This window comes from Achromobacter sp. 1011811831 (genome assembly GCF_059760905.1).
This window is the reverse complement of the sequence record NZ_JCBANG010000136.1, coordinates 1-11946: the sequence shown is the minus strand read 5'-3', so window position 1 is coordinate 11946 and position 11946 is coordinate 1. Positions and strand designations below refer to the sequence as shown.

Below are 11946 nucleotides of genomic sequence, written 5' to 3'. Positions count from 1 at the left end.
TTGCGTCTCGGGGGCTCGGAGATGTGTAAAAAAGACGGCCGCCGTGCGGCAGGCGAGCGCCGACGTCGCACCCGCCGCCGCCATCGCGCTCGCCTTGCCCGAAACCGCCGTGCCGGCCGGCCGCCGCGTGCTGCATCTGGAAGCGGCGACGCCGCCCTGGCCCGCCGGCGCGCCGGCCCTGTCGCTGTCGCTGTCCGGCCCCTTCCGGCTGGCCCTGCAGGGTCCCAACGGCTGCGGCAAGAGCACGCTGCTGGCCATGCTGGCCGGCGAACTCGCCCCCCTCGGCGGGCGCTGCGAGGTCGGCGTGCCGACGGCCATCCTGGACCAGCGCGCCTCGACGCCGGGTGAAGCGGAGACGCTGCTGCAGGCGCTGGACCGGCTCGGCGCACGGTTGCCCCTGGGCGAATTGCGCAGCCGGCTTGCCCTGCTGGGCCTGGGCCCCGCCCTGGTGGACACGCCGATGGCCCTGCTCAGCGGCGGCGAGAGGATCAAGGCGGCGCTGGCCTGCGCGCTATGGCGGCGGGAGCCGGCGCAACTCCTGCTGCTGGACGAACCCACCAATCATCTGGACCTGGCATCGGTGCAGGCGCTGGAGGCGGCGCTGTCCGGCTATCCCGGCGCGCTGGCGGTGGCCTCGCACGACGCGGCCTTCCTGGCGGCGCTGCGGCCCACGCATCGGCTCTCGTGGGAAGACGGGAGATGGACGGGCACAACGGCGGCGCCGGCATGAGCCAACCGGGCGCCGCATCGCCCTGAAGCCGGGTAATCCCGAATGCCCTGACAGCAACGAATCGTTAATAATTCGATAACGTTTTGTCATTGATCCCTTCCCGTCCGCCGTACTCCATGCCTGCTTCCCGCCGGGACGCCATCGTTTCCTCCTCCCATCTCGCTTCTTCCTCCCCCGAGCTGTCCGAGGTGGAGTTCGGCCTGATCATCGCCTCGCACGCCTTCAACCGCTGGATGGTGCGTTGCATGGCCTGTGCCGGCCTGCCCGAGCTGACCTCGCTGGACATCCTGGTCCTGAACCACGTGTTCCATCGCGGCCGCGGCAAGAAGCTGGCCGACATCTGCTTCACGCTCAATGTCGAAGACACGCACCTGGTGAACTACTCGCTCAAGAAGCTGGAGCGGCTGGGCGTGGTGCGCGGCGTCAAGACCGGCAAGGAAGTGATCTATTCCACCACCGACGAAGGCGCCGCGGCGATCCGGCGCTATGCCGAGGTGCGCGAGCAATGCCTGGTCAAGCCCTACATCGATTCGCCCGCCGCGGACGAGGCCAGCCACCAGCTGGCCAACACCCTGCGCGCGCTTTCCGGCCTGTACGACCAGGCCGCGCGCGCCGCCACCTCGCTGTGAGATTCCACGTTGTCTAGCTCCACTGCCTCCCCTGCCGCCCCGCTGCTGTCCGTGCGCGGCGTATCGGTCGACTTCAATACCGACAATGGCGTGTTCCGCGCGGTCGAGAACCTGGACTTCGACGTGCGTCCCGGCAAGACGCTGGCCATCGTCGGCGAGTCCGGCTCGGGCAAGTCGGTCACGTCCATGGCCATCATGCGGCTGACCGACTACACCAGCGGCCGCATCGCCTCCGGCCAGATCCTGTTCCGCGACAGCGCCGGCCAGGAAATCGACCTGGCGCAGGCGTCCGAGGAGCGCATGCGCGCGATTCGCGGCAACGACATCGCCATGATCTTCCAGGAGCCGATGACCTCGCTGAACCCGGTGTTCACGGTCGGCGACCAGATCATCGAGGCCATCATGCTGCACCAGCAGCTCTCGCGCGGCGCCGCCCGCAAGGCCGCGCGCGCGCTGCTGGAAAAGGTGCGCCTGCCCGACGCCGAGGCGTTGCTGGACCGCTATCCGCACCAGCTGTCCGGCGGCATGCGCCAGCGCGTGATGATCGCCATGGCCCTGTCCTGCCAGCCGCGCCTGTTGATCGCCGACGAGCCGACCACCGCGCTGGACGTCACCATCCAGGCGCAGATCCTGAACACCGTGCGCGCCCTGCAGCGCGACCTGGGCACCGCCGTGATCTTCATCACCCACGACATGGGCGTGGTGGCCGAGATGGCCGACGACGTGGTGGTGATGCTGCGCGGCCAGAAGGTCGAACAGGGCACGGTGGAAGAGATCTTCCGCGCGCCCAAGCACCCCTATACCCGCGCCCTGCTGGCCGCCGTGCCGCGCCTGGGCAGCCTGACCGGCCGCGACCTGCCGCTGCGCACGCCACAGACCGTGCTGGAGGACGGCGAGCTGCGCGAAGTGGGCGAGACCCGCGACCAGGACACCGCCCGCTACGACGAGCCGGTGCTGCGCGTGGAAAAGCTGACCACGCGCTTTGACGTGGGCCACAACCTGTTCGGCCGCGTCACGCACCGCGTGCACGCCGTCGAGGAAGTCAGCTTCGACGTCTATCCGGGCGAGACGCTGGCGCTGGTGGGCGAATCGGGCAGCGGCAAGTCCACCATCGGCAAGACCCTGCAGCAGCTGATCGCGCCCACCGGCGGCGCGGTGCGCTACAACGGCCAGGACATCTTCTCGATGGACAGCGTCGGCCGCCAGCGGCTGCGCCAGGAGATCCAGTACATCTTCCAGGATCCCTACGCCTCGCTGGACCCGCGCAAGACCGTGGCCTTCAGCATCGCCGAGCCGATCCGCACGCACGGCCTGCTGTCGGACGAGGCCGCCATCGCGCGCCGCGTCGGCGAGCTGCTGAAACAGGTGGGCCTGAAGCCCGAGCACGCCGCCCGCTATCCGCATGAATTCTCGGGCGGCCAGCGCCAGCGCGTCTGCATCGCGCGCGCGCTGGCCAGCAACCCCAAGCTCATCATCGCCGACGAATCGGTGTCGGCGCTGGACGTGTCGATCCAGGCGCAGATCCTGAACCTGCTGATGGACCTGCAGAAGGACCGCGGCCTGTCCTACCTCTTCATCACTCACGACATGGCCGTGGTGGAGAAGGTCAGCCACCGCGTGGCGGTGCTGTACCTGGGCCAGATCGTGGAACTGGGCACGCGCCGCCAGATCTTCGAATCGCCGCAGCATGCCTACACCCGCAAGCTGCTGGCCGCCGTGCCGGTAGCCGAGCCGGGCCGCCACATCGACACCTCGCTGATCGAAGGCGAGATCCCCAGCCCGGTGCGCCGCGTCGGCGACGAGCCGGCCATCATTCCCCTGGCCGAGTTCGCGCCCGGCCACCTGGTCGCCCGCGCGGCCTGATTCCCTTACGTCAGCACATTCCCCGTCCCTGGAGGCGACCATGCATTTCCTCAGCAAGACCTTCTCCGCCACCGCGCTGGCCCTGGCCCTGGGCGCCGCCCTGCCCGCCGCGCACGCCGCCGGCACGCTCAACGTGGCCATCAACCAGGATCCGGGCAGCTGGGACCCGATCGACACCTTCGTGACCTTCTGGGGCTCGGTCGGCAGCAACCTGTACGACGGCCTGACCATGCGCGGCGCCGACCTGAAGCTGCAGCCCGGCCTGGCCACCAAGTGGGAATACCTGGACGACAACAAGCGCCTGCGCTTCACGCTGCGCCAGGGCGTCAAGTTCCATAACGGCGAGCCCTTCAACGCCGATGCCGTGAAGTTCACCTTCGACCGCCTGCTGGGCGCGGAAGGCGCCAAGGGTCCGCAGAAGTCCAACTACGACTCGATCGGCGAAGTAAAGGTCGTGGACGAGAACACCGTCGACTTCATCCTCAAGCAGCCGGACCCGGTGCTGCTGACCAAGCTGGCCGGCTACGGCGCCATGATCGTGCCGCCCAAGTACATCCAGGAAAAGGGCGAGGACAACTTCAACACCCACCCGGTCGGCACCGGCCCGTTCAAGTTCGAGAGCTACCAGCCCAAGGTCAACGTGACCCTGGCGCGCAACGACGAATACTGGGGCGGCAAGCCCAAGCTGGACAAGGTGGTCTACCGCTTCATCGGCGAGCCCGGCACCCAGGTCGCCGAGTTGCAGGCCGGCCGCGTCGACATCGCCACGCTGATCCCGCTGGGCCTGATCGAGACCGTGAAGAAGTCCGGCAATGCCGACGTCATCTCGACCGGCGGCCCGGTGGCCTTCGCCCTGCGCTACAACACCAAGACCGGCATTACCACCAACCGCGACGTGCGCCGCGCGCTGATCATGGCCGTGGACCGCGATGCCATCGTCAAGCAGCTGCTGCTGGGCCAGGCCAAGACCATCGCCAGCTTCCAGGGTCCGCAGTCGTTCGGCTACAACCCCGAGCAGAAGCCCCTGCCCTTCAACCCCGCCGAAGCCAAGAAGCTGCTGGCCGCCGCCGGCGTCAAGCCCGGCGCCACCGTGCAGATCGACGTGCGCGGCAGCGACTCGAACTTCCGCGAAGTGGCCCAGGCCGTGTCCGGCTACCTGCAGGCCGTGGGCGTGCGCGCCACCATCAAGCCGTATGAGACCGGCGTGCTGCTCAACGACATCATCCCCGGCGGCAAGACCGGCGAGATGTGGCAGAACCAGTGGGGCGGCTGGACCTACGACTACGACAACACGGCCTACCTGATGTACCACACGGGCCAGAAGTGGAACCCTTACGACAACGACCCCAAGCTCAACGCCATGCTGGAAGCGCAGCGCACCGTCTACGACGTGAAGAAGCGCGAAGCCATGCTGCAGGAAATCGCCGGCTACGTGGCCGACCAGGCCCTGGAACTGCCGCTGTACAGCCTGAACACCATCGTCGGCGTGAACAAGCGCGTCAAGAACCTGGAAGTGCCCGGCGACATCCGCTTCCGCTTCCTCGAAGCGGGCGTGGAGTAACCCCCGAAGCGCTGCGCGCCTCCCCCCGGGGGCCATGCCTGCGGACCGGCGGAGCCGGATCCGCGGCATCCCGATGGGGTGATACCCGTTGACAATGGCGTGTAGCGCCATGAATCACCGAACAGCAGTTCTCCAGCGCCTTGCGGCGCCAACTTGAAGCATCAACCCCACCGCCCCGGCGCAAGCCGGGGCGGCGCCTTATGACCGGATTTCTCATCAAACGCGTGCTGCAGGCGGTCTTCGTGATCGTGGCCGTCACGCTGCTCGTTTCCTATGCCGTGCGCCTGACCGGCGACCCCGCGCTGATGCTCAGCCAGGGCTCGGGCAGCGTCACCGAGCAGGACCTGGCCAACATCCGCCAGGCGCTGGGCCTGAACCGCCCGTTCCACGAACAGTACCTGTCCTACATGCAGGGCCTGCTGCACGGCGATTTCGGCCGCAGCTTCATGGGCGGCACCCCGGTCGCCAAGCTGATCGGCGACGCGCTGCCCGCCACGCTGATGCTGGCCTTCAGCTCGCTGATCGCCTCGATCCTGATCTCGCTGCCGCTGGGCATCCAGGCCGCCATCAAGCGCGGCAAGGCCACCGACCAGGCCATCCGCATCCTGTCGCTGGTGGGCCTGTCGTTCCCCAACTTCTGGCTGGCGCTGATGCTGGTGCTGCTGCTGTCCATCACCTTCCCGCTGCTGCCGCCCTCGGGCTGGAGCGGCCCGGCCAGCCTGGTGCTGCCGTCGCTGACCATGGCCATCATCCTCAGCGCCACCAACATCCGCCTGGTGCGCACCACCATGCTGGAAACGCTGTCGGCGCAGTACATCATGGTCGCCCGCAGCAAGGGCCTGAAGGAACGCGTGGTGCTGTACAAGCACGCGCTGCGCAACTGCGCCATTCCGCTCATCACCTACCTGGGCCTGCAGTTCGGCGGCCTGATCGGCGGCATCGTGGTCATCGAGATGGTGTTCAACTGGCCCGGCCTGGGCACGCTGGCGTTCGACGCCATCTCCGGCCGCGACTATCCGGTGCTGCAAGGCACGGTCACCGTGCTGGCCGCCGTCATCGTCCTGGTCAACCTGATCGTCGACATCGCCTACGGCATCGTCGATCCCCGTATCCGCACGCGCTGAACCCCATGCAGACCACTACCCCCACCACCGCCGCCCCCAAGGCCGCCAAGCCGCGCAGCCGCTACCGCTCGCTGGAGTTCGTGCTGGGCGCCTGCCTGACCGGCGTCATGATCGTCCTGGTGCTGGCCTCGGGCTGGCTTTTCCCCGACGGCGGCGAGTCCATGGACCTGGCCGCCCGCCTGACCGCGCCCTTCGCCAGCGCGGCCCATCCCTTCGGCACCGACCCGCTGGGCCGCGACGTGCTCGCCCGCGTCATCGTCGGCGGCAAGATCTCGCTGCTGGTCGGTTTCGTCTCGGTGCTGGGCGGCGCGCTGCTGGGCATCGTCATGGGCCTGATCTCCGGCTACTACCGGGGCTTCTGGGACATGATCGTGATGCGCTTCGCCGACGTGCAGCTGGCGCTGCCCTTCATCCTGGTGGCCATCACCTTCATCGCCATCCTGGGTGGCGGCCTGTTCAACGTGATCTTCTTCATGATCATCTCGCAATGGGTGCAGTACGCGCGGCTGGTCCGCGCCCAGGTGCTGGCGCTGCGCGAACGCGAGTTCGTGCTGGCCGCGCGCGCCTTCGGCGTGCGCGACCTGGCCATGATCCGCCACCACATCGTGCCCAACCTGCTGGGCCCGCTGGTCATCCTGATGACGCTGAACGTCGCCAACAATATCCTGCTGGAAAGCAGCCTGACCTTCCTGGGCCTGGGCGTGGATCCCATGATCCCCAGCTGGGGCGGTATGCTCGCCGACGGGCGCACCTACATGCAGACCGCATGGTGGGTCAGCGTCTTCCCCGGCCTGGCCATCATGCTGACGGTGCTCGGCCTGAACCTGCTGGGCGACTGGCTGCGCGACCGCCTTGACCCGACCGGCAAGGCCTGACCCCAAGGAACACACGCATGTCATTGCTGGACAAAACATTCGACCGCACGCTGGACGCCTGGACCCACGCCTACATGGCCCCGGCCTGGCGCGGCGCGCATATCGAGGGCTGGCTATTCGAGGACGCCCAGGCCCGCCGCGCCGCCGAGGCCCGCCTGGCCCAGGCTGGCGTGCAGGCGCGCTTTCGCAGCGCCTACAAGCCGCTGCTGCATTACTTCCTGGAAGAGGTCGAGCGCGACGGCCTGGTCGCCGCCGAGATCCGGTATCCCCTGCACGAACACGCCCAGGCCAAGCGCTTCACGCTGGAGGCCTATCCGCTGGTCGCCCTGCTGGACGGCGTGCGCGTGACCCTGCAGCCCGGCGCGTCTGACCTGCACTATGACGTCAGCCTGCGCTACGCCGACGGCCGCGAGCTCCAGTCGCGCGTGTTCGCGCCCAACCAGCTCGGCCACGCGCCGGACGGCGTGGCCGAACTCTCGCCCACCGGCTGGCTGCGGGTGCGCGACGCCGCCGGCGAGCCCCGCGTCGACGCCGCCCAGGCCACCGAGTATCAGCTGGCGTTCCGCGCCGCCATGGACGCGGTGCGTAACCATGCCTGGGGCGCTCACGAACCGTATTTCGAGCGTCTGGAGATCCGCGTCGACCTGCCGGGCATCGACTTCGCGCTGCCGGTCGACGAAGAAATCGTCAGCACCTTCGAGGCGCTGCACGAAGACCTGTATTTCTCGCTGCTGGAACACTTCCAACAGCATTCCGGCCGTCCGCCCGGCGACCGCGGCCTGCAGCCCGGCCAGATCATTCCCGACGTGCGCCGCCACGACGGCGCGGCGCGCGTGCATATCTCGGTCGAAGCCTTCACGCCCCTATCCCCGGTCACGCCCGCCGTGCCCGGCTTCCCGCTGGCGCAGGCGCGCGAGCCGCTGACGGCGGCCCAGATCGCCGGCAGCATGGCCGCGCTGGGCGGCGACACCTTCCAGGCCACCTCGCGCCAGGGCCGCCCGGTGCTGGGCACCTATCTGCGCGGCCCCGGCCCGGCGGTGTTCATTTCCGGCGCCCAGCACGCCAACGAAACCTCCGGCGTGGTCGGCGCGCTGCGCGCGGCGCAGGCGCTGGCCGCCAGCGGCAAGGGCCACTTCGCGCTGATCGCCGCCGAGAACCCCGACGGCTACGCGCTGTTCGCGCGCCTGCGCGAGCAGCATCCGCGCCACATGCTCCACGCCTCGCGCTACAGCGCGCTGGGCGACGATATCGCCTATCGCGAACGCGCGCCGTTCTTCGAGCGCGACGGCCGCCACCAGGCGCACGCCATCAGCGGAGCCCAGCTGCACATCAACCTGCACGGCTATCCCGCGCATGAATGGACGCGCCCCATGTCGGGCTACCTGCCGCGCCATTTCGAGCTCTGGACCATTCCGAAGGGCTTTTTCCTGGTGCTGCGCCACCACCCCGGCTGGGGCGAGCGCGCGCGCCGGCTGATCGAGGGCGTCACGGCCCGGCTGGCCCGCAACGTGCCCGGACTGGTCGAGTTCAATGCGCGGCAGATGGAGCTGTTCCGCGCGCATGCGCTCGAAACCGGATTCGCGGTCATGAACGGCATCCCGGTGCAGGTCACGGAAACGGACCGCGAGGAATTGCCCATGGCGCTCATCTCGGAGTTTCCGGATGAAACCGTCTACGGCGACCGCTACGTTTTCGCGCATACTGTCCAGATGGAAACCGTGCTGGCGGCAACCGACATCTATCGTTCAGGGCTTTAGCGACACGCGACACGGCGCCGACCGGCCGGCGCCCGATACACAGAATCAATAAGAAAATGAACATCCGAGAACGCAACCACGGCGACGATCTGGCCCTGGTGGACATCTGGCTCAGATCCGTCCGCGCCACCCACGCCTTCCTGACCGAAAAGGACATCCAGGCGCTGTACCCGCAGGTGCTCAACGTGCGCCTGCCCGCCGTGCGCGTCTGGGTCTGTGAGGACGAAGCCGGCGACATCGCCGGCTTCATCGGCCTGAAGGACAACAAGGTGGACATGCTGTTCGTGGATGCCAGCAAGCGCGGCAAGGGCGCCGGCCGGCGCCTGCTGAATTTCGCGCTCTCGCTGCACGGTTCGCTGCAGGTGGACGTGAACGAGCAGAATCCGCAAGCCATCGGCTTCTACCGGCACTACGGTTTCGTCGACGTCGGCCGTTCGGAACACGACGAGGCCGGCCAGCCCTTCCCCATCATTCACATGAAGCTGGCGGGCTGAGACCCGCCGGCGGTCTTGCGCCAAGACGCGTCGCGCCCTCGCGGCCCGATGGGGCTGCGCTGCCCCGCGGATGCGCCCGCAGGCCTTTGCGGGACCGCACGCTAGGCCTCGGGATGACGCGCCTTCCAGGCCTTCAGCTCGTCGCGGTAACGGTCCATCGCCTCGTTGTAGAGGTCGTACACACAGGGTATGCAGCCGCTGTTGCAGCATTCCTCGGGCGCGGGCGCCTCGGGAGGAACGGGCGGCGGGTCCTGATCGATCGGGGAAACGGCGCGAGTGTTCATAGAGGAATGTTAGCGCTCCGGCGCCGCGCTGCCTGGCATGCCGCCCGGGTCCGCGCCGGTTGCGACAGACTCGCCCCCCTGCCATTGCGCCCGACCCAGCTCATAGCGCAGCTTGGGTTCACCCGTGGCGGAAGGCGCCTGGCCCGCGCAGCGCAGGCCGGCCTTCTCCAGCACGCGGCGCGAGGCGCCGTTCGACGCAAGCACCGTCGCCGTCATGCTCGGCAGTTCCAGCAAGCCGAATCCCATGGCCACGAGCGCGCGGGCGATCTCCGCGGCGTAACCCAGGCCCCAGGCCGAAGGCACGAAGGCGTAGGCGATCTCCGCCGCGAACGCTCCATCACAGGCCCCGGCCTCGGACGCGACCCGCTTGAGTCCGGCACGGCCGATCAGCGCGCCGCTGCCGCGTTCATTCAGCACATACATGCCGAAACCATGCCGCGACCAGTGCTCGGTGTTCTGCAGCAGGTAACGCTGGCTGGCCGCCGTGTCGCGCGTGCCGCCCATGGTGGCCATCAGCGCCGCGTCGGCGTGCATGGCGGCCACGAAAGGACCGTGCGTCTCGGCCATGCGGGTGGCGCGCAGGCGTTCGGTGACGAAGGTGTCGGGCAACCCCGTCCGCGTTGCGCCCTCAACCATGTCCTGCGTCTTCATGACCACCTCAGCCCCAGCATGCTCCAGCGCACGTCGCCGCGATCCAGCATGTCCCCGCGCGTGCCCAGATGATGGCTGGATAGTCCGTGGCGCGCGGCGAGCGCGATGGTTTCGGCGGCCGACACGTCGAACATGCGGCGGCCCGACGGCACCGGGCCGTGGCGCAGCGTCATCAGGATCTGGCCACCCGGCGCCAGCAGCGCGGCCAGGCTGGCCATGCCGGCGGCGCGCTCGTCCGCGTCCAGATGCATCCAGACCGCCGTCAGCATGATCAGGTCATAACGTTCGCCGCGCGCCCGCAGGCCGTCCAGGCCGGGCAAGGCGTCATCGCTCCACGCCAGTCCCGGCACGTCATGGCGGCGCCGGCCTTCGGCGCGCAGCTCGGCGGTGGGTTCAACCGCGATCACCTGGTGGCCCATGCGCGCCAGCGCCGCGGCGTCCCGCCCCGAGCCGGCGCCAATGTCCGCGATGCGGGCCGGCACTGGCGGGATCAGGTGGGCCACTTCGGCGTGCACGTCGGCAAAGCTGATGCTCTCGTAGCGCTCGGCCAGGGCTATGGCGTGCTCGCCATAGCCCTGGGTGCCCGACACCCGGCTCATTGCCGGCTGGGCTGGCTCGGCGGCCGCGCCGGCGCGGCCAGCGGCGGCCACGAGGCCTTGACCGCGTCGTAGATGCGCTTGCCCACTCGGCCGTCCTGCGGCAGGTTGCGGCGCTCCTGCTCGGCGCGCACGGCCTCGCGGGTCTTGGCGCCGGGGATGCCATCGGGCACGCCGACGTCATGGCCGAAGTCGTACAGCATGTCCTGCAGTTCCTTGACCTGCGCGCGCGACAGGCCGGGATCATCGGTCGGCCACGGTGTGGCCAGGCCCGGGCGATCCTGCAGGCGGTTGAGCAGCAGCGCCACGGCCAGCGCGTAGCGGCGCGACTGGTTGTAGTGCAGGATGGCGTCGAAATTGACCGTGGCCAGGAACACCGGACCGCGCGCGCCGGTCGGCGCGAACAGGTAGGCCTGCTCGCCTTCGCCCGAGGACAGCTTGAGCGCGGCGCCGTTGCCCTGCTTCACGCCAGCCTGGGCCCATTGCGCGATCGTGCGGCGTTCCTTCGAGCCCACGTACTCGGCGTCCGGCTCCGGCGGGATGGTGGCGGACAGGTCGGCGGGCAGGCGCACCTCCACCACGGCCGGCAGCCCCATCGTCCACTTGGCGCGGCGCTTGCGCAGGTGGTTGGCGGTGGACGCCAGCGCGTCCGGCAGCGAGTTGTACAGGTCGATGCGGCCATCGCCGTCGCCATCAGCGGCCAGCTCATAGAACGAAGTCGGGATGAACTGCGTCATGCCGAAGGCGCCGCTCCAGGAGCCGACGAAGTTGTCGGCGGGCGCCACGCCGTCGCGCAGCAGGCGCACCGAGGCGTAGGCATTCTTTTCCCACAGCGGCTTGTTCTCGGTGCAGGCGCGCGTGAGCCAGGCGTTCAGCACATTGGTCTTGCCGATCTGGCGGCCGTAGTTGGTCTCGATGCCGAAGATGGCGACCAGCGTGGCCGGATCGACCTGGTACTGCTGGGCGATGGTGTTCAGCTGCGAGCCGACCTTCTTCATCATCATCTTGCCGTCGGCCACGCGTTCGTCGTCGACCGTCTTGGCGATGTAGTCCCACCAGCTCTCGCGGCCTTCCGGCTGGCCCTTGGCCGAGGACACCGTGGTCGGCAGCAGCTTGGCGCCGGCGGTGTACTTGTCCCAGTCGGCGAGCGTCAGGCCGTTGGCCGTGGCGCCCTTGCGCAGCTTGTCCAGGCAGGCCTTGGTGTCTTCCGCCGTCGGCATGATGACGACCGGATCGGCGGTGGCGGCGGGGGCGGCGGGGGGGGGGGGGGGCCGGGGGGGGGGGGGGGGGGGGGGGGGGGGGGGGGGGGGGGGGGGGGGGGGGGGGGGGGGGGCGCGCGGTGCGGCGGGGGGGGCCCGGCGCGGGGGGGGGGGGGGGGCGCG

At 69.2% G+C, this 11946-nt stretch carries 12 protein-coding genes; 8 read left to right on the top strand and 4 right to left on the bottom strand.

Annotation, left to right across the window (positions count from 1 at the left end):
- From AC6LJ9_RS29005 to AC6LJ9_RS28970, 8 genes are all read left to right on the top strand, one after another.
- On the top strand, window positions 1–730 hold a 730-nt coding region (locus tag AC6LJ9_RS29005), incomplete at its 5' end, for an ATP-binding cassette domain-containing protein (protein WP_498150241.1).
- Window positions 731–846: 116 nt separating this feature from the next.
- Window positions 847–1359, top strand: coding sequence for a winged helix DNA-binding protein (locus tag AC6LJ9_RS29000; RefSeq protein ID WP_103273790.1), 513 nt, complete (start codon window positions 847–849; stop codon window positions 1357–1359).
- A 9-nt stretch (window positions 1360–1368) separates the two neighbouring features.
- Window positions 1369–3222 (top strand): ABC transporter ATP-binding protein, encoded by a 1854-nt coding sequence (locus AC6LJ9_RS28995; RefSeq protein ID WP_498150240.1) that lies wholly within the window; start codon window positions 1369–1371, stop codon window positions 3220–3222.
- A 40-nt stretch (window positions 3223–3262) separates the two neighbouring features.
- Window positions 3263–4783, top strand: a complete 1521-nt coding sequence (locus tag AC6LJ9_RS28990) for an ABC transporter substrate-binding protein (protein ID WP_498150239.1) — start codon at window positions 3263–3265, stop codon at window positions 4781–4783.
- Between the two features lie 200 nt (window positions 4784–4983).
- The gene (locus AC6LJ9_RS28985) at window positions 4984–5907 is read left to right on the top strand and encodes an ABC transporter permease (RefSeq protein WP_498150238.1); all 924 of its coding nucleotides are present in this window, start codon (window positions 4984–4986) and stop codon (window positions 5905–5907) included.
- 5 nt (window positions 5908–5912) lie between these two features.
- The gene (locus AC6LJ9_RS28980) at window positions 5913–6782 is read left to right on the top strand and encodes an ABC transporter permease (protein WP_498150237.1); all 870 of its coding nucleotides are present in this window, start codon (window positions 5913–5915) and stop codon (window positions 6780–6782) included.
- Between the two features lie 17 nt (window positions 6783–6799).
- Window positions 6800–8539 carry a M14 family metallopeptidase gene (locus tag AC6LJ9_RS28975; protein WP_498150236.1) on the top strand — a complete coding sequence of 580 codons (1740 nt, stop codon included), beginning with the start codon at window positions 6800–6802 and terminating at the stop codon, window positions 8537–8539.
- Between the two features lie 56 nt (window positions 8540–8595).
- A complete protein-coding gene (locus AC6LJ9_RS28970) occupies window positions 8596–9033 on the top strand; it encodes an acetyltransferase (RefSeq protein ID WP_498150235.1) in 438 nt (145 codons plus the stop codon).
- A 101-nt stretch (window positions 9034–9134) separates the two neighbouring features.
- Here the strand turns inward: AC6LJ9_RS28970 and AC6LJ9_RS28965 are convergent, their stop codons facing one another.
- The 4 genes from AC6LJ9_RS28965 to AC6LJ9_RS28950 are packed head-to-tail and all read right to left on the bottom strand — an operon-like array spanning window position 9135 to window position 11784.
- Window positions 9135–9317 (bottom strand): oxidoreductase-like domain-containing protein, encoded by a 183-nt coding sequence (locus AC6LJ9_RS28965; protein WP_498150234.1) that lies wholly within the window; start codon window positions 9315–9317, stop codon window positions 9135–9137.
- 9 nt (window positions 9318–9326) lie between these two features.
- A complete protein-coding gene (locus AC6LJ9_RS28960) occupies window positions 9327–9968 on the bottom strand; it encodes a GNAT family N-acetyltransferase (RefSeq protein WP_498150233.1) in 642 nt (213 codons plus the stop codon).
- The gene (locus tag AC6LJ9_RS28955) at window positions 9965–10567 is read right to left on the bottom strand and encodes a class I SAM-dependent methyltransferase (protein ID WP_498150232.1); all 603 of its coding nucleotides are present in this window, start codon (window positions 10565–10567) and stop codon (window positions 9965–9967) included. The genes AC6LJ9_RS28960 and AC6LJ9_RS28955 overlap by 4 nt, the downstream gene beginning before the upstream one ends.
- Entirely contained in the window at window positions 10564–11784 is a 1221-nt protein-coding gene (locus AC6LJ9_RS28950) for a lytic murein transglycosylase (protein WP_498150231.1), read from the bottom strand. The genes AC6LJ9_RS28955 and AC6LJ9_RS28950 overlap by 4 nt, the downstream gene beginning before the upstream one ends.
- Window positions 11785–11946 lie beyond the last annotated feature (162 nt).

Bases quoted from the DNA above. Each gene is read 5' to 3' on its own strand.
- AC6LJ9_RS29000 (WP_103273790.1), top strand. From the start codon at position 847: ATGCCTGCTTCCCGCCGGGACGCCATCGTTTCCTCCTCCCATCTCGCT.
- AC6LJ9_RS28990 (WP_498150239.1), top strand. From the start codon at position 3,263: ATGCATTTCCTCAGCAAGACCTTCTCCGCCACCGCGCTGGCCCTGGCC.
- AC6LJ9_RS28985 (WP_498150238.1), top strand. From the start codon at position 4,984: ATGACCGGATTTCTCATCAAACGCGTGCTGCAGGCGGTCTTCGTGATC.
- AC6LJ9_RS28980 (WP_498150237.1), top strand. From the start codon at position 5,913: ATGCAGACCACTACCCCCACCACCGCCGCCCCCAAGGCCGCCAAGCCG.
- AC6LJ9_RS28975 (WP_498150236.1), top strand. From the start codon at position 6,800: ATGTCATTGCTGGACAAAACATTCGACCGCACGCTGGACGCCTGGACC.
- AC6LJ9_RS28970 (WP_498150235.1), top strand. From the start codon at position 8,596: ATGAACATCCGAGAACGCAACCACGGCGACGATCTGGCCCTGGTGGAC.
- AC6LJ9_RS28965 (WP_498150234.1), bottom strand. From the start codon at position 9,317: ATGAACACTCGCGCCGTTTCCCCGATCGATCAGGACCCGCCGCCCGTT.
- AC6LJ9_RS28960 (WP_498150233.1), bottom strand. From the start codon at position 9,968: ATGAAGACGCAGGACATGGTTGAGGGCGCAACGCGGACGGGGTTGCCC.
- AC6LJ9_RS28955 (WP_498150232.1), bottom strand. From the start codon at position 10,567: ATGAGCCGGGTGTCGGGCACCCAGGGCTATGGCGAGCACGCCATAGCC.
- AC6LJ9_RS28950 (WP_498150231.1), bottom strand. From the start codon at position 11,784: ATGCCGACGGCGGAAGACACCAAGGCCTGCCTGGACAAGCTGCGCAAG.